Consider the following 23,057-nt stretch of genomic DNA (forward strand, 5'->3'; position numbering starts at 1 on the left):
GCGCTATCGTCGCGCGCATCGGGGATGTCGTCGCTGATGCGGACGTCGAGCGAGGCGCTATCGGCCGACCCGTCGCCATCGGTGACGGTGACGGTGAAGGATTGAAGGATGCTATCCGTCCCCGGCTGGCCATGGGCGAGGCTGTTGCCGGTGAGTTCATAGCTGTAGGCAAAGCTGCCGCCGGTCACCGAGCCATCAGGGCCCGTCACGGGCGTGAATCCGGTGATGCGCAGCGTGCCTTCCGCCGTGACGATCGCAGCGGCCTTGAACGCGCCGCCCGCGAAGATGGAAACCCCTTCCACGCTCGCCGCCGCCAGCCCGTCGGGGGTGGATATGCTGAAGCTGCCCGTACGGGTGAGCGCCGCTGCATCGGGGGCTGACCCATCCGCCAGATGGGCTTCCGACACAAGGACTTCGGCGCCTTCGCCATCAAGGCCGCTGATCCCTACGCCGTCGTCCGATCCCGATATGGTGATGGTGAGGGTGGACGACGACACATCTCCATCACCATCAGTGATGGAGTAGCTGAAACTGTCGGTCAGCGTCTCGCCGGGGCTGAGCGTCTGGACCAAGGGATTTTCATTGTCGAGCCTGTAGCTGTAGAGCCCGCTGGCCTCCAGCGTCAGCGTGCCATAGACACCCTTGAACGTACCGGCGCTGGATATAGCCGCACCATCCGCGCCCTGCACGTCCGCCACGCCGTCGCTGCCGTTGGCGTCGCTGCCGCCGATGCCCGTCAGCACATTGCCGTCCGCCACCAGCGGACCATCCTCGCTCACGCCATCGCTGTCCGCCAAAGCGCGCGGCGCATCGTCCGCAACCGATATGGTAAGAGTTGCGGTCGCAACATCTCCATCCCGGTCCGTAACTGTTACGGTGACAACCTCGCTGGGATCAGCGCTCAACACATTGTCGGTGAGAGTATATATATAGTCGATGCTGTCCGGCCCCATGCCGGTGATGGTCAAAGTGCCGAACTGCGTCTGCACCACCTGTCCCACCGCCGTAATCACGACAGCATTGATCGTCACGGCAGCAACGCCGTCCGGCGCATCGAACCGGATGATGCCGCTCGTCGTTTCAGAACCGGACGAGGGGTCGGAGCCCGCGGGCTCAGACCCGCGCGGGGGCAATCCAGCCTCCGAAGCTGAAGCCGTCGCCGACACCGCACCTGCTGGCTGGTCGGGCGTCACGATTTCCAGGCTAGGCCGGAGGTCCGAAGCTGGAAGGATGACTTCCTCCTCCACAGAAGCGGAAAAACTCAGCTCCGTCTCAGGCAGGAGGTCACCCAGCAACAAGCCGTCGCCTATGGTTCCCGCCGCTTCCGTGAAATTACCGCCGGAACTGCGCGGCGGCCCGGCGGCCGGTTCGACCTGCTCCGCCAACAGCAGAGCCGCCAGATTGGCCGCCGGAACGGCCACATCCCCGATGACCAGCTGGGGAGGCGCTATTGCCCCGTCGACAATCACCAGCGACGTTCCGTCGGGCAGTGTCACGACAAGATCCCGCCCGGCGACATGAATGCTGTTGAGATCCGTTCCAGCGGGCAGCACCAGGATTCCATCAGGACCTGCCGCTGCACGCTCGACACGTCCCGACGCCGCCCCTAGCCCCCTTGCTCCTTCATCTGCGTGAGGAGACTGGACAAAGGCCGCTTCAGGCAGATGGGCGTCCAGAACCTCGAAGCTGCCCAATCCTCCGGCCTTCAGTGCTTGATCGACGTTCATGACGCACCTCCGCAATAAAAGGAGACGGTGGACCGCTGGCAGCAGGAGAAGGCATCCAAAACCGGTCCGCACCGGTCCTGGCATCAACATTCCCTTGCTTCAGGCCTTTTGCGGCGCTGACTACGCCTTCAGAAAATCCCCCGTCTCCCGGCATGACCGAGCGCGCCACGCTCCACCCTGCCGGTGTTGAATGCACTATGGCAATTCTTCCTCGTCCCTTATTTATATTCGAACTTAGTACCTCTTTACAGAGAATTAACCAATTTTATCGCAAATTAATCCTGACCTATTACTTTAGGCATATAAAATTCGGCTCATGACTGACCAAAGGAGGTATGTCATGGCTTCGAGACAGTCGCGACAGCTTCATCAGCACCAAAAGGAGAGAGGCGAATTTCGCGAATCGGCATAACGGTTAAGGTTGATCTGAACTATAGCCGCATGCCCATCTTTCACTTGGTCCCTTCCAACAAGGATGATGAAGTGCAAAGATGTTACGGCGAGGTTTATCCTTATGTCCCCATTTAAGGACATGGATAAGACCGGCGCTTTTTCTTGGACATAAAATTATCCGCTAAACCGTTAACTTTCATAGCACGTCCCTATATAGGGGTATTATTGCCACTCTCCGTTGACTTATTAACCGGTTAACATAAAATGCACCTTCTGCATCTGGCATTAAGTTGCAGGCGGGGACGGGGGGCTGTGCTCGATGGCGAAAATTCTCACCACTGACCAATATTCGATTTTTGTAACCGGTATCAGTGCGTTTTTGCGGGCGCAGGGACATGATGTCGTGACATGCGAATGTTCAGCTCCCAAGATCCTCGCCGAAATCCAGGAAGAGAACCCCGACATCTTTCTTTTCGGCGCAAGCATGCGCGGCAACCACAGCCTGAACCTTCTTAAAGAGGTCCGGGAGTCGTGCCGGGATGTTCCGATCATGTTGATGACCAACACCATCTTCCCGGAACAATCCATCGCACTTGGAGGATTGAGGGTGAATGGCCTTCTCCTGAAGGAAGGCGATCCAAATGACATTCTATCCTGTATAGATACGATATTGGCGGGCGATATCTATGTCGATCACCTGATAACGCATCAGGTTTATCTTCACAGCATCGACAGCACCAAAAACTTCTCACTCCTCAATTCCGCATTGACGCAACGGGAGTGGGAGATAGTCGAGCTGGCCTGCAACGGCATGCGTAATCGCGCCATCGCCCTTCGTTGCGGCGTGAGTGAAGGCACCGTCAAGGTGCACCTGCGCAATGTCTTTCAAAAGCTCGGCATTCGATCCCGCAGTGAACTGATCGTCGCCAAGATCGGGATGGCTCCTGGATCGCAGGAGATGCGGTGTCCTTAACCTTCATTGGCAAGATGATGCTCGCCAGTGCGCATGGATACCGATTTGACCATCCGCCGCCTCCACGATCTACCAGGCGAAGGCGGCCCTCAACTTTCTATTGTTCGCGCATCGCTCGATGGAAACTGTCGATGACGGGCTGCACCAGATACTGGAACAGGGAGCGTGCTCCCAGATTGATATATACTTCGGCGGGCATGCCAGACAAGAGCTGTACATCCGCCAAATCCTTGAGTTCCTTTTCGTCGAGGACGACTTCCGCTTCATAATAAAGCGCCCCAGTCGCTTGATCCAAAGTCGCGTCAGCGCTGACATTGCGCACTTGGCCGCGCAACATCGGCAGAATTCGCGCCTTGTAGGGCGTTAGCCGGACTTCGGCGCGCAATCCTTCATGCACGACATCGATGTCGAGCGCTTTTAGCCTTGCCATGATCACGATCTTCGCGTTCGTGGGAACAAGGTCGAGGATCGGTTCGCCCGGACCAACAACGCCGCCAAGAGTCACCTTGCGCAGATTGACCACCGTTCCTTCGACAGGCGCGACAATTTGCTGGCGGCGGCTGATATCTTTGGAAGCAGCAAGCTTTTCCCTTACATCGGCCAGGGCGTTCTGCACTTCGCGTTGCTGCGCCGCGACTTCGCTCAACTGCTGATTGCGCAGAAACGCCATCTGCGCCCGCGTCTCGCTGATCGATTGCTGGGCGCGGGAGATATTGCCCATCAACTGACCCCGCTGCCCGGCCGTCGCTGATTCCTGCCGCTGAAGCGCGAGCTGGCGTGACCGGCGTTCCAGCCCTTCATTCACCAGCGCCTTGACGCCTTCATTTTCCTGCGCCAGCAGCTTTTGCTGCTCGCCCAGCGCGGAAACCTGCGCCATATAGCTGGAAATTTCGGATCCGCCCTGCCCGACGCGCTGCTGCAAGATGTTGATCTGCGCATTCATGGCCGTGCGCCGCGTGTTGAAGACGGAGTTGGACGACGCCAGTATCTGCGCGACGCCTGGTTCGTCCTTGCGGCTCAGCAGTTCCGCCGGATAGACCACCGCGCTGCGCCCTTCGCGTTCGGCGCTGAGCCTTGCGTCCTGAGCCAGCAGGGAATCATAGCTTGCCTGCAACGCAGCATCGCGCGCCCCCGCCTGCGTTCCGTCGAGAAGAACGAGCGGCTGCCCGGCGCGCACATGCTGGCCGTCCCTGACCAGAATGCGCGCGATGATCCCCCCTTCCAGATGCTGGATGACCTTGCGGCCGCCGCCTTCCGCGCGCAGGATTCCCGGCGCGATCGCCGCGCTGTTCATCGGCGCGAGAAAAGCCCAGAGGGCGAAAATCGCGATGAACAGGGCGATCGCACGGTAAGCGGCGCGCATGATGGGGAAGACCTGCGGATCGACGCGCTCCCCGGCAGTAATCTCCCCTCCGCCAGCAAGGAGCAGTCGCCGTTCTGGAAAGAATTTGACCAGCTTCACGTAATTCTCTCCCCTATTCCGCAGCGGTGACGAGGCCAGCTTCGCCCCCGGCATTGGTGCGGGATGCCGCGACCACATGCCTTTGCTCACGCGGCTGCGCGTTCCCCTCAAGTTGAGCGAGGACGGCAGGGCCTGGTCCATAGGTGACCACCCGCCCTTCCTGCATGATGAGAATCCTGTCGGCGATCTGGAGCAGGTTGCGCCGGTGCGACACGACGATGGTCGTGACCTTGTTCGCCTGAAGTTGCCGCAATGTGCGCATCAGCGCTGCATCGCCCACCTGATCAAGGCTGGCATTGGGTTCATCGAGAACGACCAGCCGGGGCGAGCCGAACATCGCCCTTGCCAGCCCGATGCGCTGACGCTGCCCGCCGGAAAGCTGGACGCCGCCTTCGCTCAAGGAGAGTTCATAGCCGTTGCGCTGGCGCAGGATCATCTCATGACAGTCGGCCAGCTTGGCCGCGGCAATGACGTCGCTGTCCGCTGCGTCCGGCAGGAAACGCGCGATATTGTCGCGGATGGTGCCGGGCAGAAGTTCGATATCCTGGGGCAAATAGCCGACATGGCGGCCGAAGTCCGACCGCTTCCATTCGAACACATCGGCCGTATCAAGCCGCACGTTGCCCGCGCTGGGCTTGAGAACACCGACGAGCAGCCGCGAGAGCGTCGTCTTTCCAGACGCGGATGGGCCGACGATCGCGACCAGTTCGCCCGGCTGTACCGTGAAGCTGACATTGCGGACGATCGGCGCCTGCAATCCCGGAGGAACGAATGTCAGATTGTTGACCTCGATCAAGCCGGTCGGCTCTGGCAACGCCATTTCCGATGTTCGAGGACGCGGAAGCAGGCAAAATTGTTCAAGCTTGGCATAGCTGTGGCGTGCCAGCACGAATTGCTTCCAATATCCAATGGACGCTTCGATCGGAGCCAGCAGCCTCGCCACGATAGTCGAACCTGCGATCATGGCGCCGCCGGTCAGCTGAAGATCAAGGATCAACAGCGCGCCAGTGGCCATGAGGACTATCTGGATAGTATATCGCGTGAACTTCGAAACAGCGAGGATTGTCGAACTGTGCCGCTGCGTTGCATCCACAGCTTCGGTTTCGGCGATCTGGGCGGCCGACCAGCGTTCGACGACCTGCCGCCCCATCCCCATTGCGTCGATGACTTCGCTGTTGCGAGAAAGGCTTTCGGCGAACTGCATATTGGCGTTCGACTGGGCCTGCGTGTCGCGGATATCCTGACGGCTTGCCCGTTCGTTGATGTAGGCCAGGGAGAATAGAAGCCCCGCGCCCACCAATGCGACAAGACCAAACCATGGACTCAAAAGAAAAACGGCGAACAGATATATCGGCACCCACAGCATATCCACAATATTGAAGACGGACGGGGTCGACACGAAGTTCTTGATCGAGTTCATCTCCCGCAATGCTTCCAGGCGGATGCCCGGCATCGTCAGGCGCTGCTCCAGCGATCTTTCCAGCAGGACCGGCCCAAGTTTTTGCGCAATCCAGGTGCCGATCCGGTTCGCCACCTTCTGGCGCACCCCCTCCAATACCGCGCTGAGCCCGATGGCGAAGATCACGGCGATGGTCAGAAACAGGAGCGTGTCCTTGCTCTGGCTGGTCAGGACGCGGTCATAGACCTGCATCATGTACAGCGACGTCACCAGCGTCAGGCAGTTGATGATGCCGCTGAAGATCACCACCCGCAGCACGATGGAGGAATAAGGGCGAACAAGCGCGGCGAAAGGCGATTGCGCGCCTGGGATTCGCCCCGTCATCTGCTTTCGCGTGAACATCGTCCTGTCCCCCCTAATTTGCCGATTTGGCGATCTTCTCATCCGCGCGAAGCGGCGGGATCAGGCCATAGATCAGGCGGGCAAGTTCCATCTGCCGGTGGACGCCCAGTTTGGCGCGAATGCGCTTGAGATAGGTCTTGGCCGTTTCATCGGACAGACCACTGCGCTGCGCCGCCTCGCTGAGGCTTTTCGCTTCCAGGAACTGGGTGAGAAACCGCTGTTCGGAACGCAGCAGGCCCAGCGCTTCCAGCATCGCGCCTGAGGCGTCGCCCGACCGTTGCGGATTGACCAGCAACATGGCGCTGCGGCTGCCATCGAGGCTGTGCGACGCCGTGACCACGAAACCGAGCAGCCATCCGTCCGGGCCTTCCAGCCGCACGGCGATTTCCGTCCGGTCTTCGCCGCTTGCGACGGCCGCCTTGATCGCTTCCTGCAAGGACCGGGTGGTTGCCAGGGTAGCGCCGCGAACCGTGCCTTCGGGGGACAAGCGCATCATCGTCTTGTCGAGCAGCATGGCGCGTGCCGCCGCATTGCAATAATGCGGCTTTCCCTGGCCATCGAGCATGAAGATCGCCAGCGAGACACGGTCGAGCAGTGCTTCGAGCCGCTCCATATGCCGGCTTTCGGCGGCGGTTTGCATCTCCGTTTCGGCGATATGGATGATCAGGGGCAAGGTCAGCTTGAAGTTGCGCTGGATCTCTGCCGTGAAGGGGCCATCGTCGCGAGTGCGGAACAACAGCGCCCGCAAGGTAGCACCGCCGATGCCGGGCACCTGGACAACGGCGAAATATCCGAAACGCAGGGAAAGCTCGCTATGGCATGCAAGCAATGCTCGCGATGCTTCTATAGCATTTTCCCCGGTAAAGACTGCCTTATCCGCAAGTGCATCTGCATTGAAGTCTTCAGACCGGTTCTGCCAGATCAATGATGCATAGGATAGAAGATTGCCTGTCCTTACCGGATCCGTGCGTAGTTGATCAAAGCCGACCAGATAGCCATGCTTCATGGCCAATGTGGCGGACGTATAGGAGATGACCGCCCCGGCTATGCCAATTTCCTGCAATGTCTCGCGCAGCCCGATGTCATTATTTTGACTAACGACGCGAAGGGCTTCGGCCGTGCTGTTCGAGGAGGAGATTAGGTGGCTGGCCTTGGAAGGCAAATATCCAATAAAATTGTCAATTTCACCAGATAAACCGAGCGCCTTGCTCTCGGATCTTGTGAATTCCATATTATCCTCCGCTAATATAAGCCAGCGCCAAGACGGAACTTTCCGTTTCTGGCGCAGGACTTATTAAATTAGCGACCAATTATTTATTGGAGGGTATTAATTAGACGTATCCAGTCGTTTAACACCCCCACGACTCACGCAAACATCCTGATTGCCCGAGGCTTTCCGCTGCATGCATCGCGCAAGATATTGAGTCAAGAAGTTATCAACCGTAAGATATATGTAATACGACTTACAGATTCGCAAACCATACTGCCATTTGGTCATATCTATTTGGTAGTATATTTGCGGAGAGGTAGAAGAAATACCTCCTTTTCAAAAACCGTCATGTGCATTTCAGGCAATCAGGGGGAAACATGCGAAATCCGGTATGCGGCGCGGTGCTTTTGCTCGCGGGCAGCATCATCATCAATCCGCCTATGCAGGCACAGACCAGCCTCCATGAACTGGCGGCCCAGGTTCTCGCGGATAATCCTGAAATCGCTTCGCAGCGGGAGGTGATCAACGGACTGGCCGCGCGCGTGTCTGAAGCGCGCGGCGGATATCTGCCCCAGATCGAGGCCAATGGGGTCATCGAACGGCGGCGGCTGATCGTGGAAGATGGCAAGAAGGATAATAGCGACGCCACTTTCACGGCGAAGCAGGCCGATATCGAAGCGCGGGTCACTGTCTTCGACGGCTTTGTCACCAATAATGCGATCAAGACGCGAATCGCCGAATTGCAGGCGGGCCGCGCCTCGTTCGACGCGGCGGCCGCCCAGGTGCTTCTGGACCTGATTTCCGCCTATGCCGATGTCAGACGGGACTGGCGGATTCAGGAATATGCGCAGCAGCAATATGAAGCGATCGCCGACCAGCAAAACGCCACTAACCGCCGCCTCCAGTTTGGAGAGGCGACAAAGACCGACTCGGCTCAGGCGGAGGCGCGCCTTGCTTCGTCGAAGACCAACATTCTTACGGCGAACCAGGATCTGGCCGTCAGCCGCAGTTCTTTCCTGGCGGTTGCCGGGCGGAGTGCGGACAATCTGCCGCCGCCTGCCCCCTTTGATGGCCTGCCCGCATCCCTGGACGAAGCCAGGCAGATCGCGCTCGTCAACAATCCGCAACTATTGTCCGCCGCGAAGAATGTGGAGGCGGCACGGCGCGCCAAGGCGGCTGCCAAAGGTGCACTCGCGCCCAGCATTCAGATCGTGACAGGCGCTCAATATCTGTCCGGCGGCGTCACCAACGTCTTCACCGGCAAGCTGCCCGATGACCGTTCGGCCATGTACGGTGGCGTCCAGATTCGCGTGCCCATCTTTCAGCAAGGCCGGGAATATGCGGAAATCCGGCGAAGCCGCGCCCTGGAGAATCAGCGCCGTTTCGAGGAAGACCAGGCGGAACGGGACGTGACGCGCAATGTGGAGACTGCCTGGTCGCAGTGGCAATCGGCGGTCAGCGTCATAGAGGCGGCAAAGGTCGCGGTGGCAGCGAATGAGCGCGCGGCCGAAGGGGTGCGGAAGGAGTCCCTGTCGGGCAACCGCACCCTGCTCGACGTGCTCGATGCCCAGACTGAACTACTAAATTCACGCGCCACACTGGAGCGCGCGATTCGGAACGAATATGTGGGGCGGGCGGCGGTTTTGGCGGCGATCGGGCGGCTCACACTGGCGGCGATCCCGCAATAGCCGCCCCTTTCTCCTACCACTTTCGCAAGCCTACCGGGCTGCCGCCTCTGTCCTTCGCGTCAGAGGCGGCTGTTTCATTTCAGGTCAGTTTTTACCTTATCGATCCAAAGGATATTTCCGCATGCCTGTCCCCAAGGAGGGATATAGTTCATTTTTTCTTCACCATAGTTTGCGGATCGTGGCGGCCACAGGTTGCCATGCAGCGAGGGTGGCAATGCGAAAGCTGCTTCCCGATTCGAAACACCAGTGAAGGACACGGACATGGCAGCTCCGACTAATCCCAAGGCGGCGGTGAACCGCGCGCAGGTTCTGGGCACCAATGCTCAGGACACGATTGACCTGGCCGCGATCACATCAACGGCCAACATCCCCTCCAACGCCAAGGCTGGCGGCGGAAACGACTTCGTTTTCGGCAACAACTACGACAACGACCTGTATGGCGAAAACGGCAACGACACCGTCGCGGCCCTGCTGGGCAATGACCGCGTGGAAGGCGGCGCCGGTGACGACGTGCTGGTGGGCGACACCTTCGGCGTTGTCGTGAACGATCCGCTCGATGGCACCTTCCAGGGTCTCGTCACCGTCAATGACGGCAATGACACGCTGCTCGGCGGCGCGGGCAATGACCGCGTCTGGGGCGGTGGCGGAAACGACTACCTCAACGGCGGCGACGGCAATGACCGCCTGCGCGGCCAGGATGGCGACGACAAGGTCGTCGGCGGCAACGGCGATGACGACATCACCGGCGGCCTCGGCAATGACGACCTTTATGGCCAGGCCGGCGCCGACACCATCAACGGCAATGACGGCGACGACTATGTCGAAGGCGGCCTGAACGCCGTGGGCGTCGACACCATCAGCGGTGGCGACGGCAACGACATCCTGTTTGGCGACAACGGCCACAGCAAGGGCACGACCAACACCACCAACCTGGGCTCCGGCAACGGCACGAACCCTGTTGGCGGCCGTGAATCGGACCCCGACTATGCCTATAATATCGGCAACCGCTACAGCCGTACCCAGGGCAATAACGACGTGATCGACGGCGGCGCTGGCGACGACCAGATCTTCGGCCAGGGCGGTGATGACCTGGTTACCGGCGGCGCTGGCGACGACGACATCTGGGGCGACGACGGCAATGACACGCTGAGCGGCAACGACGGCGAAGATTCGATCGACGGCGGCGAAGGCAACGACATCATCAACGGCAACGACGGCAACGACGAGCTGAACGGTGATGCTGGCGAAGACGTCATCCGTGGCGGTCTTGGCAACGACTATGTGGTCGGCGGCGCTGACAATGACGACATTGGCGGCGGTGCGGGCGACGACGTGCTGAACGGCAATGACGGCAACGATCTGGTCAACGGCGATGGCGGCGACGACCTGATCGCCGGTCAGACCGGCGACGACACGCTGAATGGCGGTGATGGCAACGACACCATCTACGGCAATGGCGACACCTTCAGCGACCCGGCCGATCCCGACGACATCTTCACTGACAACGATACGATCAGCGGCGGCAACGGCGATGACACGATCTACGGCAATGAAGGCCAGGATCAAATTCATGGCGACGCCGGCAACGACACCGTATCGGGTGGATCGGGTGACGATTACATCTGGGGTGACGACGGCAATGACAATCTGAGCGGCAATGAAGGCTCGGACGTCATTTTCGGTGGCAGCGGCAATGACGTCATCGCTGGTAATGACGGCAACGACGCGCTGTATGGCAATGATGGAAATGATTTCATCAACGGCAACAACGGCAATGACTATATCGAAGGCAATGACGGCAGCGACGACCTCGCTGGTGACAAGGGCAATGACGTCATCCATGGCGGTGACGGCAATGACTTCATTTCCGGTGATGACCGTTATGATGGGGTCGGCAGCGTCGGCGATGGCAACGACACCCTCTATGGCGAAGCCGGAAACGACTTCATCCAGGGCGGCGGCGGAGCCGACACCATCGATGGCGGTGACGACAACGACACCATCTTCGGCGACACCGGCAACGACAATCTGTTCGGCGGCGACGGCAACGACTATATCGAAGGCGAAGCTGGCAACGACAAGCTGACCGGCGGACTTGGCGACGACACGCTTTCGGGCGGGTCGGGCAAGGACAAGTTCTACTTCGACTCGGACGATGATGGCTTCGGCAGCGACCTCATCATCTCGCCGGTCGGCGGACGGGACTTCAGCCTTGCCAACAAGGACGAAATCCACCTGAGCGACTCGCTTGATCCTGAAGTCGATGTGACCGTTACCAGCGGCGACTTCGGCGTGGGCGGCACAGCCCTCGACCTTCAGATCGACACCAGCAACGGATCGGTCGTGATCGCCGACTTCTGGGAAGGTGTTTCGGCGCCGATCGCCACTCTGGTCAATGCTGGCTTCTTCGACTCGGTCGATGGCGTCAACAGCTACAGCCAGGGCAACGGCGGATACGACATGATCGTTTTCGACGTTTGATCAAGTTCGGTTGAGGTCCTTTTTCGTCCGCTAAGAAAAAGGACATCAGCTCAACCGGGCACTGCAACTGGGGGGAGGGCTGCTTGCGGCTCTCCCTCTTTTTCTATTTTCTGTTGCTTATCATCTTATGGTTAATTTATTTTTTGCTTTATTGTCCCCAACGGGGAGTATGGCCGCAGCCCTGAACGAGCCACCCTCTCAGGCGATCGGGCTGCCCTGCCCCATCCTAAAAGCATAAATGTCGCCGGTTAAAAAACGGTAGATTTTAGCGGAGTGGGCAAATCCTATGCCAACCGATCCCAATAAGGTCGGTCCTGTCCTCCTGGTATCGCTGGTGGACACCGGGGCTAAACCCAAGATGCTGGCCGCGCGTCCGGCAGGCGTGATGCCGCCTGTCACGGATACGGCGGCGCAAATCACGACATCCGCCCGCAGCCATGGCCATCCGGCCGCAGCGAAAAGCGGCGGCGCTGATGTGATCCCGGCGGATGCGTCCGCTGATTCGCCTTCGCTGCTGCGATTGGACGGCAGCGTTGACCCTCATCCGTCCATCACCCGGATCACGGGGGCATCGGCGAAGGCCGACCCCGACACGCCGGAGGATCGCCCGGATCAGGAACCGGAAGATCAGACGGATGATCCAGAAGAGGATGATTCGGAGCAGGAAGAACCGCGCGATCCCACCAAGGAACATCCGCTGCCCACCCCTGGGGAAGACGATGCGACAGGCGAGCCGCCCGACACCTCCAATCCCGGCGGAGGTCAGCAGACAGGTGCCGACGATGACGACTTCGGAGAGTCCGGGGATGACGGAACGGACGAAGACACCGGCGGCGGAGACGGCTCCACGGATGATGGCGGCTCCGGCGGGGATGGCGCTCCAGACGATGACGGGGACGGGGAAGAGGACGGCGCACAGGGCGGAACCGGCGGCAGCCCGGACCCCGGCGGCGGCGATGAAAATCCAGGTGGCGGGGACGATCCTGACGATGGAAGCGATCCTCCCGGCGATGGAAGCACGGGAGATGATGGCGGGGATGATGCTGGTCCGGGCGGCTCCGGCGGCGGCGATCCGGTAGGCGGCGGTGCTGGTGATGGCGATGAGTCCGGCAGCGGCGGCGATCCCAGTGGCTCCGGTGATGGCGATCCCGCAGGCGGAGGCGATGAGGGGGACGACGACCCCGGCAATGGCGGTGAGTCCGGCGGCGGTGGTCAGGATGATGGCGAGCCCGGAGGCTCCGGCGGCGACGACCCCGCAGGCGGTGGAGACGAAGGCGAGGACAATCCCGGCAGCGGCGGCGACCCCGGCAGCGGCGGACAGGATGATGGCGAGCCAGGAGGCTCCGGTGACGGCGATCCCGCAGGCGGAGGCGATGGCGAGGACAATACCGGCAGTGGTGGCGACCCCGGCAGCGGCGGGCAGGGTGATGGTGAGCCCGGAGGCTCCGGCGGCGACGATCCCGCAGGCGATGGAGATGAAGGGGACGACGACCCCGGCAATGGCGGCGACCCCGGCAACGGCGAGCAGGATGATGGCGAGCCCGGAGGCTCCGGCGGCGACGACCCCGCAGGCGGTGGAGACGAAGGCGAGGACAATCCCGGCAGCGGCGGCGACCCCGGCAGCGGTGGGCAGGATGACGGCGAGCCCGGAGGCTCCGGTGACGGCGATCCCGCAGGTGGAGGCGACGATGGCGAGGACAATCCCGGCAGCGGCGGCGACCCCGGCAGCGGCGGGCAGGATGATGGTGAGCCCGGAGGCTCTGGTGACGGCGGCGCTGGGGGCGGCGGAGACGATGGTGAGGACGATCCGGGCAGCGGCGATCCTGGCGATGGCGGGGAGGATGACGGCGGGTCCGGCGAGAGCGAACCGGATGACGGTCAATCGCCCTTCGAACGCATGGAGATTTTCGGCACTATCGGAAATGATTATCTGGCCGCGAACTTTCCGGCCACCCTCTTCGGCCTTGGCGGCGATGATCTTCTGGCCGGATCGAGCATGGACGACATGCTCGACGGCGGGGAGGGCGATGATCATATCATCGCGGGCGGCGGCGAGGATTATGTCCTGGGCGATGCCGGGAACGATTATCTGCAAGGCGGCGATGGCAATGACTTCATGCGCGGCGGAGCGGATGACGACAGGATAGACGGCGAAGCTGGCGACGATCTGATCAATGGCGACGATGGCGATGATCAGCTATCGGGAGGCGCCGGGAACGACATCCTGCATGGCGATGATGGTCATGACATCATATCCGGCGGCGCTGGCCGGGATCAACTGCACGGAGGGCTGGGCAACGACATCCTTGACGGGGGAGCAGACGCCGACCTCTTGCTGGGCGGTGATGGCAATGACATTCTGGACGGCGGAGCGGGCGACGACAATGCTGACCTGACCGCCGAACAACTTGCGGGCAAGGTCGTTGTCGAGGGCTTGAGCGGCGGCCTGTTCGGAGGGGCGGGCGATGACGTCCTGCGCGGGGGCGACGGCAATGATTCCCTGTCCGGCGGAGATGGCCGCGATTTGCTCTATGGCGACGATGGCAACGATCTTCTGGTCGGCGGCGCGGGTGATGATCATGGCCCGTTCGGCGGCTTGCACGGCGGCCTTGGCGATGACGAACTGCATGGCAATGGCGGGGACGACGACCTCTACGGGGACGAAGGGGACGACCAATTGTCCGGCGAGGCAGGCGCCGACAACCTGTGGGGTGGGACCGGGAACGACCAGCTTGACGGCGGGGCCGGGGGCGACACGCTGCATGGCGGCGAAGGGACCGACCGGCTGAGCGGCGGGGACGGCAAGGACACGCTCTATGGCGATGAAGGCGATGATATCATCGAAGGCGGCTCCGGCGACGACAGGCTCTTTGGCGGAGAGGGCAATGACATATTGCGGGGCGGCGACGGCAATGACTGGCTTTATGGCGGCGAAGGTGATGACAGCCTGCTGGGTGGCGCCGGCAAGGATCGTTTCGTCTTCGACCTGCGTGCCGAATTCGGCGACGATGAGATATTAAGCCTCAGCCTCGCGAACCGCGACATCATCCTTCTGGAAGTCGACGAGCCGGATGATTTCGATCTGTCGCTGATCTTCATCGGATATGATGCCGCCGACAATTCGTTGATCATAGATGTGCCGGATATGGGCACGATCACCATGCCGGACTTCACCAATGGGCTGCTTGCAACATTGGGCCTGATGACGGTGGAGGATATCAACGGGTGGAGCCAGGGCGTGGCGGGCTATGACCTCATTCAATTTGCTTGAGAGGCTGGGCATTTTCGCGGCGGCCGCCGCACTTGCCCTCTGCGCGCCACTCGCTGGCGCGCAATCCCGCCAAGGCGCGCCGGAGCTGGATTTGCCTGTCGATTGCCAGATCGGCGGACAGTGCCTGATCCACAAGCTGGTGAACGTCGCGCGCGGCAAGGGGATCAGCGACTATAGCTGCGGCCATTTGACCATGGCCGATCATGACGGCATCGACTTTCGCGTTCGCACCCTTGCAGATATGCGGGCGGGCGTCGCGGTGCTCGCGGCGGCGGCGGGCCGGGTCCTGCGGACGCGAGACGGAAAGGCCGACCGCAATGCCGAAGAACAGCCGGTGCCGCCCAGTCTGATGGCGGGGAATGCGGTCATCATCGATCATGGAAATGGCTGGGAAACGCAATATAGCCATTTGCGCATGGGCAGCGTGAAGGTGCGCCCCGGCGATAGGGTAAAGGCCGGGCAGGTGCTTGGCCTGGTCGGCATGTCGGGCAATGCCGCCTTCCCTCACCTGCATTTCGAATTGCGCCACAATGGCGCGACGGTCGATCCGTTCAGCGGGCTCACGCCCCCGGTGGCCTGTGCCGCCACATCCTCATCCAGCCTTTGGAGCGCGTCCGCGCGAAAGATGCTCGCCTACCGCCCGGCTGCGGTCATTTCCGTGGGAATCGCGAGCGAGCGGCCCACCGCCCCCGACGCGCGCGCGGGTAAATATGCGTTCACGACACTGGCGAAGGACGCGCCCGCGCTTATCCTGTGGGCCGATGCGCTGGGTGTTGCCGCTGGCGATGAACAGCGGTTCGCGATCCGCTCGCCGGACGGGCGCGTCATCCACGAACGGCGATCGAGGGTCGAGGGCGGAGGCCTCGCCTGGTTCGCTTTCAGCGGCGTGCCCAACAAGGGCGGGAACTGGGCGCCGGGGCGATATGCGGGCCGCTACGAATTGTGGCGGGACGGGAAAATGATCGATGCGAGGGACATGGAGTTCGCCATCCGGTGACTGCGCTCTGCCCGTTGCTCCGCCTAACGCAGCTGCATGGGAATACGGCTGGTGAGCAGCAGGCGAATGAGGGAGGATTGCCGGTGGACCCCGCATTTGGCGAATATCTGCTTGAGATAAGCGCGGACAGTCGTTTCCTTTAACGATAATTCCCCGGAAATCTCCGGCAGCGACCGGCCATTTACAAGTTGCCTGCAAAGTGTGGTTTCGGTTTTGCTGAGCCTGTACAACCGGCACACTTCGTCGATCCGGTCGTCAATCCGGGTTTCTGGATCGACAACGGCCAGATGGGCGGCGGCCTTGCGGAACAGCCCGTTTCCGCCTTGCACGACAGCCACCGTCAGCGGCTGGCGGCCGGGGCGCGAGACCAGCATCACGCGCAATTCCTGAAGGCGATCCGGCATGGCGATCGCCTGATCGATGGCGTTCCTCAAATCCGAATATTCCGCGGCCGAATGCGTCATGATGACGGGACCATCGAGCTTAAGCCCATCCGCCTGCTGCAACAGCCAGAGCCCGGCCTCATTGGCTCCGGCGAAATGGCCATCATCATCGATCGCGATCAAAGCCAGTTCCAGAGCGTCAATTATGCCGCTCACCATATCCGGCTGAGATCCACCAGCCAAAGGCTGCGCGTATTGGCAGCCTAATTCCACGACAGCCTTGTGCGGCAAGTGAACAGGTAGACCCCCCTGTGGATCACCATTCACGATCCTTCCCCCCTCTACTGCCCCGAAAGGCGAGAACGAAGGTAACTGTGGCATGCGATACCGTTCGCCAAAAAGACAAGTTTGTTAAAATTCATCTTTGTGGCAGAAAAACGCCTGCGTTCGTTACCCCCGCTCTTGCGTTTAGACTATCTGGCAGTCCCCCGATTATTTGAAATTCTTAACCCCCGAATATAAAATCAATGTTGCTCACCCTGCGGGCGTTGTCAATTGGCAGGTTAAGGGCCGACGGCAGGGTGCATGCCGATTGCGGCCCCCCTCACTCCGCCAGTTCCGGCGGACTGTCAGAACCGTCCCATGATGATCGATCCGCCCGAACGGCGCGCAGGTTCCCCGCAGGTCAGCGCAGCCGTCAATCCCGCCTCGCGCGGCGGCGATATTCCAGCGGCGACTGGCCTGCCATGCGCCGGAAGGCGAGAGTGAAGCCGACACGGCTGGAAAAGCCCAGCAGATGCGCGATCTGCTTGAGCGGACGGTCCTGCTCGTCCAGCAGCAGCCTGGCCTTTTCGAACCGCTGGCGTTCCACGAAGCGGTAGACGGTTTCGCCGGTCGTCGCGCGGAAGAGGCGCATGAAATGCCGCTCGCTCATGTTTGTCAGCGCCGCAAGCTCGCTCACCGTGATACGCCTGGCAAGGTTGGCCGCCACATAGTCGCCGATCCGCCTGACGTCCCGGCGCAACAGGCGCTGAACGGCCCGCGCTGGCGGCGGGGAGCGGCGGAGATAGCGCACGGCATCGACAAGGATCAGCGACCCCAGGGCGTCGAGCGCGATGTCCGAAGCAAAACCCGGAGCCGCGGTTTCCCGCACCAGACGCCGCATGCCCGCGATCACGTCATGACAGCGGATGTCGAGGCAATCCTTGAGCCGGGAGGCGTCCAGTTCGCGCGACAGCATGTCCAGATCATCGCCGCAGGACCGGAACAGCAGCCGCGCCACCTTGAGCTGCCCGGCCTTCCCGCGTGCATGGAAGGGGATGCCAGCGGGCGTCATCAGGACGGAGCCGATCCGGCTCGGCTCGGTCAAGCCCGCCGGACCTTCATGCCATCCTTCGGCGGTACTGGCCGAAGCCCATTCGACCATGCTGATAATATGGCTGGAATAGACGACACGCCGGTCTTCGAACCCAGGCCAGTCGAAGCAGCCATATTCGAAATAGAGGTTGCGGCCGCTGGCGGTGACGACATTGGACGCGCGATCCCGGTCGCTGTCCGTGGTGTCGGGAAGATATACGCCGGTGGCGGGATTGATAACGGCCGGACAATTGCTGGCATGCATGCGTCGCTCTATCTTCATCGAAAAATGACCGGCCGCGCGCTGCTGACGCGCGATGCAAGAACAAGGTCTTACGGAGGAGGAGTGTGGCAGCATCGATGCACAGGCGCAACCGGCGGCGAGCGGGCCGCGATCCGTCCGATCGAGGACGGGAATGAGCAAGTCCGGCGACATAGTGATCGATGATCTGGCCCAGCCGCGCCTGACCCCCGCGATCGAAGCGGCGCGGGCCGGTCCGCCCGGCTTTGACGAAGAGATGGGCGTGGATCAGATCCTGGCCCGTGCCGTCGACCTGACGGGCGGCCTGGATGATTTCGGCGAGGAGACCGGCTTTCGCGAGCGGCTGGGCATCGTCCTGCAAGCGCTGGCGGAGGACAGGGGGCTGACGCGCGGCGGGCGCATCACCATCATCGACCATGCGATCCGCGTCATGGCCAACCGCCTGCGCATCGAGCATCTGGTGAAGCGCCATCCCGAAATACTCGACATCCAGATCGACAGGCCGATCTTCATCGCTGGCCTGCCCCGGTCGGGCACCACCCACCTCGTCAACTGGCTGGCCCGCGACGAACGGCTGCGGTCCCTGACGCTGTGGGAATCGGAAGAACCCGTGCCCTCCGGCCCGCCGCCCGCGCCGGGCGCGCCCGATCCGCGCGCCCTGCGATCGGCCGAAATGTGGGGGCATTTCGAAGCGATGCTGCCTCATATGGCGGCGATGCACGGCATGGACGCCGCGTCCATCCATGAAGATAACGAGCTGCTCTACATGGACGTCAATTCCTATAATTGGGAATGGCAGGCGCGTATCCCGCGCTGGACGGACCATTATTTCGCGCACGACCGCACCATCAGCTACCGTTATGAAAAGAAAGTCCTTCAGGTGCTGACCTGGCAACGGGGGCCCAATCGATGGCTGCTGAAATCACCCCAGCATATGGAAAATCTGGCCGCGATCCGGTCAGTGTTCCCCGACGCGGCCATGATCATCACCCATCGCGATCCGGTGGCCGTGATCCGGTCGCTGACCACCATGCTGAGCTATTCCGACCGCATCCGCCGCGATCCCGTCGATCCGCCGGGCCTCGCCAGCCTGTGGATCGGCCGGATCGAAAGGTTGCTGCGCGCCTGTATCGAACAGCGCGCCGCCTGGCCCGCGGACCAGTCCGCCGACCTGCTGTTCCACGACTATATGGCCGATCAGGAAAGGGTGATGCGGCAGGTCTATGATCTTGCGGGCCTGCCGCTGACGGCGGACGCGGAAAGGGCGCTGCTTGCCTATCTGAACGAAAATCCGCGCAACAGGCATGGCCGGGTGATCTACGATCTGGAGGGCGTGTTCGGCGTTGATACCGCCGCCCTGCGGGAGCGCTTCGCCTTTTACTATGAACGTTTCCCGGTGAAGTGGGAGGATTGAGATGGACAAGGCGCAGATCGACGCAAAGGCAGCCGATCGCCTGCTTTCCGGGCAGTCGTGGGATGATTTCTGCGATGTGCTGAAAGTGGCGGGACGGATGATCGACGCGTTCGGGGACCAGCCGTCCGAACTGGACCGGGCGGAATATTATCGTTTCCTCTCCCGCGTCGCGCGGTCGAGCCTGGAGCGGCTGGTCGAAAATGCCGAGCCCACCCGGCCGCGCCTGCGCGACATGGTATGGCGGCAGTCGATCAACGTGCAATGCCCTGACCATGATCATCTGATGTGCCAGTTCGACGAGGCGCGGGATTATCGCATCACCGGCACACGGGGCACCATTCCCTATTTCGTGCTGGCGGTGCTGACCGCCCCGGCCACCGAAGATGCGGCTGCGAGGGATTGGGCGCCAGAAGGGGTTGCGGGCCTCAAGACGTTCGATCCATCCAACCTCAAGACCACCGCCTTCCTGGGCAGCCAGCAGCTTCATGTCGAGGAGGACGGCACGTTCGAGATCATCCTGTCGCAAAATGATCCGGGCGAGGGCAGGAACTGGCTGAAGCTGGATGCCAGCACCAATTGCATCCTGATCCGCCTGGTCTGGCATGAGCGGGGCAAGGAAACCGCGCCGGAGATGCGGATCGAACGCATGGATGGGGCGCAGCCAGTGCCGATCACACCCGCGCTGATGGCGAACAACCTCGCCTGGGCGGCGCAAGGCGTGCTGGGCTATGCCGAACTGGTGCGCAACTGGTGGCAGGGCAGCCAGGGCAATTTCGCGTCCCGGCCCAACCGGCTGGATTATAGCCGCGCGCAATATCTGTCGAACGGCGGCGTGCCCGACCGGCATTTCGCCTTTGGCAGCTGGCGGGTGAAGGCGGACGAAGCGCTAGTGCTGGAATTCACGCCGCCCGAATGCGAATATTGGAATTTCCAGCTGTGCAATATCTGGCAGGAAAATCTGGACACGTTCGAAGATGGCGGCGGCTATGTCACCAAGTTCAAGCGGGTTCAGGAGGCGGACGGCAGCGTGCGGATCGTGATCGCAGCGCGCGATCCGGACATTGGCGGCAACTGGATCGACACGTTCGGCCATGACAAGGGCCTGTGGGGCCTGCGCCTAATCCGCACGGAGGAGACCGCGCCCGTCAGGTTGTGGCGCGTGCCGCTGGCCAGTCTGGAACGGCAAGGCAGGGACGCGCTTGACCCCGCGGCGGCCATCGGCACCGGCCAGTTCGTCGATTGAGCCATGGCTGTCCTGTCCCTTGACCATGTCAACATCCGCACGGCCGACGTCGCGGCGACGGCGGCCTTCTTCCGCGACCTGCTGGGGCTGCGCACGGGCGTGGCGCCCGGCGCGGCCTCCATCGATACGGGCTGCTGGATCTATGATGGGCAGGACCGCGCGATCGTTCATATTGGCCCCGCCGACGCCCGCTATCCCAGCGACGGCATCGCGCCCTTCACACCAGTGCGCGGCGGCGGGTCAGTCCATCATGTGGCGCTGGAATGCGACGGCTATGCGGAGATGGCGGCAAGGCTGGAGGGTTCCGGGCTGACGATCGCGCGCAACGACATTCCATCGATCGGGCTGCGGCAGCTGTTCGTGACCGAAGCCAATGGCATCCTGCTCGAACTCAATTTCCGGGAGGGTTGAGGGATGCTGGGCTCCTCCGACCTTGTGCTGTGCGGGCCGCCGCTGTTGCATATTCCCCTGATGGACCGGCTCGCGCCCGCACGGGACGCAGGGTTCGCCGCGATCTCGGTGACGCCGGGAGACCTGTGGGCGCTGGAGGAGCAAGGCACGTCTCTGCGCGAATTTGCGGACCGGCTTGCGGATCATGGGCTGGAACTGGCGGAAGTCGACTGCATCGGCTGCTGGCTGCCGTCTCATGCCCGTGCGCCCGCCGGTGCGCGCTTTCGCGGCCTGCTGATGACGCTGACGCCGGAGCGGGTGATCGGCCTTGCGGCGCAAGCAGGCGCGCGGTCGGTCGTGGCGGTCGAGATGATGGACGTCAGCCCTTCGCTGGACGAGGCGGCGGAAGCCTTCGCCCGCGTCTGCGATCTGGCGGCGGAGCATGGCCTGCCGGTGCATATCGAATTCCTGCCCTTTGGCGGCATCCCCACCCTTGCGGCGGCGGCGGCCATCATAGAGGCGGCGGGGCGGCCCAATGGCGGGCTGACGCTGGACAGCTGGCACCTGTTTCGCAGCGGATCGACGCTGGAGCAGCTTGCGGCGATACCGGGCGAGCGCATCTGCACCGTGCAGATCAACGATGGCCCAGCCCAGCGGGGCGCTGACCTGTTCGAGGAAACGATGACCGGCAGGCTGCTGCCCGGCGAAGGCGTGTTCGATCTTGCCGGCTTGATCCGCACGCTCGACCGGATCGGAAGCACGGCGCCGATCGGCGTCGAGGTCTTTTCCCAGGCGCAGGCGGGGCAGACGATGGACGAGGTGGCACAGGCATGGGCGTCATCGGCGCAAGCGATAATCGAGAAGGCGAGGAAACAAGATGAGTGATGATGGTCAGCCGGCCGGCGCGGTGGTGGTGGGCACGGGCTTTGGCCTGTTCACCCATGTTCGCGCCCTGCGCGACGCGGGGTTCGAGGTGCGCGCCATCGTCGGCCGCAATCGCGAGCGCACGGCGCAGCGGGCCGCCCCGCTCAACATTCCGCTGGCGTCCGACAATCTGGAGCAGGTTCTGGCGAACGACCCAGCAATCCGGCTGGTGACGGTCGCCACCCCGCCGCACGCCCATTACACGCCGGTCATGCAGGCGATCGCGGCGGGCCGGGCGGTGATGTGCGAAAAGCCCTTCGCCAGGGATCTCGCCCAGGCGCGGGAGATGCTGGCTGCGGCAGAAGAAGCGGGCGTGGTCCATGCCTTGGGCGCGGAGTTCCGCTTCGACAGCGCGCAGGCGCTGCTGCGCCGCGTGGTCAAGGGCGGCATGATCGGCGATCCGCTGATGTTCAGCCGCATCTACCAGCAGCCGGGACAGGGCGAAGAGGAACCGCTGGCGGACTGGTGGACCGACGCGAAGCAGGGCGGCGGCTTTCTGGGCGCTTTCGGCACGCATATGATCGATCAGGTGCTTTCGACCCTTGGCCCGGTCGCGGCGGTCAGCGCGATCCTGCGCAAGCTGTCCACCACCCGGCCGGAAATGACCTCCGACGATTATTATAATGTCCAGTTCGTCACCCGCAGCGGCTGCCGCGGTGTGATCGAGGCGGCGATGAACTTCCCCGGCCCGTTCGTCATGGCGACGAAGGTGGCCGGGACGAAGGGCGCGGCCTGGATTCAATCCGGCGCTGCCTTCGGCGACCCGGAGGAGGTGTGGCTGAAAGACGCGCAGGGCGCGCGCCGCATCCCCATGCCCGCCGAACTGGTCAACCCCGCGCCCGAACCATTCCCCATCACCGATCTTATCCAGACGGAGATGGACAGGTGGCATACGCAGGGATTCGATGTCGCGCCCTATGCCAAGCTGTTCGGCCAGATGAAGGCGCGGATGCTGGGCATTGAGCCGCCGCTGCCCGACGAAGGCGGCACCTTCCACGACGCGGCGGCGGGACAGGCGGTGCTGGACGCCGCCCGCCGTTCCGCCGCGGAAGGCCGCTGGGTCGAAGTGGAGGCGGTCTGAC

17 protein-coding genes are annotated in these 23,057 nt (G+C 62.2%); 10 read left to right on the forward strand and 7 right to left on the reverse strand.

Features of this window, described 5'->3' with window-relative positions; all coding sequences use genetic code 11:
* A partial coding sequence (locus tag L288_RS0121700; protein ID WP_201766644.1) for a VCBS domain-containing protein occupies positions 1-1,727 on the reverse strand: 1,727 nt, incomplete at its 3' end.
* A gap of 712 nt (positions 1,728-2,439) precedes the next feature.
* Between L288_RS0121700 and L288_RS34115 the strand changes: the two genes are divergently transcribed.
* Positions 2,440-3,093 (forward strand): LuxR C-terminal-related transcriptional regulator, encoded by a 654-nt coding sequence (locus L288_RS34115; protein WP_021238708.1) that lies wholly within the window; start codon positions 2,440-2,442, stop codon positions 3,091-3,093.
* A gap of 97 nt (positions 3,094-3,190) precedes the next feature.
* Here the strand turns inward: L288_RS34115 and L288_RS34120 are convergent, their stop codons facing one another.
* The 3 genes from L288_RS34120 to L288_RS34130 are packed head-to-tail and all read right to left on the reverse strand — an operon-like array spanning position 3,191 to position 7,185.
* Complete coding sequence (locus L288_RS34120; protein ID WP_051768041.1) at positions 3,191-4,555, reverse strand: HlyD family type I secretion periplasmic adaptor subunit; 1,365 nt, start codon at positions 4,553-4,555, stop codon at positions 3,191-3,193.
* Positions 4,556-4,568: 13 nt separating this feature from the next.
* Complete coding sequence (locus L288_RS34125; RefSeq protein WP_190288195.1) at positions 4,569-6,338, reverse strand: type I secretion system permease/ATPase; 1,770 nt, start codon at positions 6,336-6,338, stop codon at positions 4,569-4,571.
* Between the two features lie 31 nt (positions 6,339-6,369).
* Positions 6,370-7,185, reverse strand: a complete 816-nt coding sequence (locus L288_RS34130; protein WP_161625659.1) for a helix-turn-helix transcriptional regulator — start codon at positions 7,183-7,185, stop codon at positions 6,370-6,372.
* Positions 7,186-7,943: 758 nt separating this feature from the next.
* Here L288_RS34130 and L288_RS34135 point away from each other — a divergent pair.
* The gene (locus L288_RS34135) at positions 7,944-9,254 is read left to right on the forward strand and encodes a TolC family outer membrane protein (protein ID WP_021238712.1); all 1,311 of its coding nucleotides are present in this window, start codon (positions 7,944-7,946) and stop codon (positions 9,252-9,254) included.
* A 261-nt stretch (positions 9,255-9,515) separates the two neighbouring features.
* Positions 9,516-11,735: a calcium-binding protein gene (locus tag L288_RS0121705; RefSeq protein WP_051209663.1), complete on the forward strand. Its 2,220-nt coding sequence runs from the start codon at positions 9,516-9,518 to the stop codon at positions 11,733-11,735.
* Positions 11,736-12,000: 265 nt separating this feature from the next.
* Here L288_RS0121705 and L288_RS43480 read toward each other — a convergent pair whose 3' ends face one another.
* Entirely contained in the window at positions 12,001-13,770 is a 1,770-nt protein-coding gene (locus L288_RS43480) for a hypothetical protein (protein ID WP_161625660.1), read from the reverse strand.
* On the opposite strand from L288_RS43480, the gene L288_RS43485 reads away from it, so the two are divergent.
* Both L288_RS43485 and L288_RS34155 read left to right on the forward strand, forming a co-directional pair.
* Positions 13,732-15,006 (forward strand): calcium-binding protein, encoded by a 1,275-nt coding sequence (locus L288_RS43485; RefSeq protein WP_161625661.1) that lies wholly within the window; start codon positions 13,732-13,734, stop codon positions 15,004-15,006. The two genes, L288_RS43480 and L288_RS43485, sit on opposite strands and share 39 nt — an antisense overlap.
* The gene (locus L288_RS34155) at positions 14,984-16,003 is read left to right on the forward strand and encodes a M23 family metallopeptidase (protein WP_021238713.1); all 1,020 of its coding nucleotides are present in this window, start codon (positions 14,984-14,986) and stop codon (positions 16,001-16,003) included. Before L288_RS43485 ends, L288_RS34155 begins: the two co-directional genes overlap by 23 nt.
* A 23-nt stretch (positions 16,004-16,026) precedes the next feature.
* On the opposite strand, the gene L288_RS34160 is transcribed toward L288_RS34155, so the two are convergent.
* Together L288_RS34160 and L288_RS41995 are read right to left on the reverse strand one after the other, a co-directional pair.
* Entirely contained in the window at positions 16,027-16,767 is a 741-nt protein-coding gene (locus tag L288_RS34160; RefSeq protein ID WP_081856620.1) for a helix-turn-helix transcriptional regulator, read from the reverse strand.
* A gap of 316 nt (positions 16,768-17,083) precedes the next feature.
* Positions 17,084-18,007, reverse strand: a complete 924-nt coding sequence (locus L288_RS41995; protein WP_021238715.1) for a helix-turn-helix domain-containing protein — start codon at positions 18,005-18,007, stop codon at positions 17,084-17,086.
* 151 nt (positions 18,008-18,158) lie between these two features.
* On the opposite strand from L288_RS41995, the gene L288_RS34165 reads away from it, so the two are divergent.
* The 5 genes from L288_RS34165 to L288_RS34185 are packed head-to-tail and all read left to right on the forward strand — an operon-like array spanning position 18,159 to position 23,056.
* Positions 18,159-19,418: a sulfotransferase family protein gene (locus tag L288_RS34165; protein WP_021238716.1), complete on the forward strand. Its 1,260-nt coding sequence runs from the start codon at positions 18,159-18,161 to the stop codon at positions 19,416-19,418.
* A 1-nt stretch (position 19,419) separates the two neighbouring features.
* Positions 19,420-20,661, forward strand: coding sequence for a DUF1214 domain-containing protein (locus tag L288_RS34170; protein ID WP_021238717.1), 1,242 nt, complete (start codon positions 19,420-19,422; stop codon positions 20,659-20,661).
* 3 nt (positions 20,662-20,664) lie between these two features.
* Positions 20,665-21,072 (forward strand): VOC family protein, encoded by a 408-nt coding sequence (locus tag L288_RS34175; protein WP_021238718.1) that lies wholly within the window; start codon positions 20,665-20,667, stop codon positions 21,070-21,072.
* Positions 21,073-21,075: 3 nt separating this feature from the next.
* Complete coding sequence (locus L288_RS34180; RefSeq protein WP_021238719.1) at positions 21,076-21,936, forward strand: sugar phosphate isomerase/epimerase family protein; 861 nt, start codon at positions 21,076-21,078, stop codon at positions 21,934-21,936.
* Positions 21,929-23,056, forward strand: a complete 1,128-nt coding sequence (locus L288_RS34185; protein ID WP_021238720.1) for a Gfo/Idh/MocA family protein — start codon at positions 21,929-21,931, stop codon at positions 23,054-23,056. Before L288_RS34180 ends, L288_RS34185 begins: the two co-directional genes overlap by 8 nt.
* Position 23,057: the final 1 nt, after the last annotated feature.

This window comes from Sphingobium quisquiliarum P25, from assembly GCF_000445065.1.
Taxonomy (GTDB): Bacteria; Pseudomonadota; Alphaproteobacteria; order Sphingomonadales; family Sphingomonadaceae; genus Sphingobium; species Sphingobium quisquiliarum.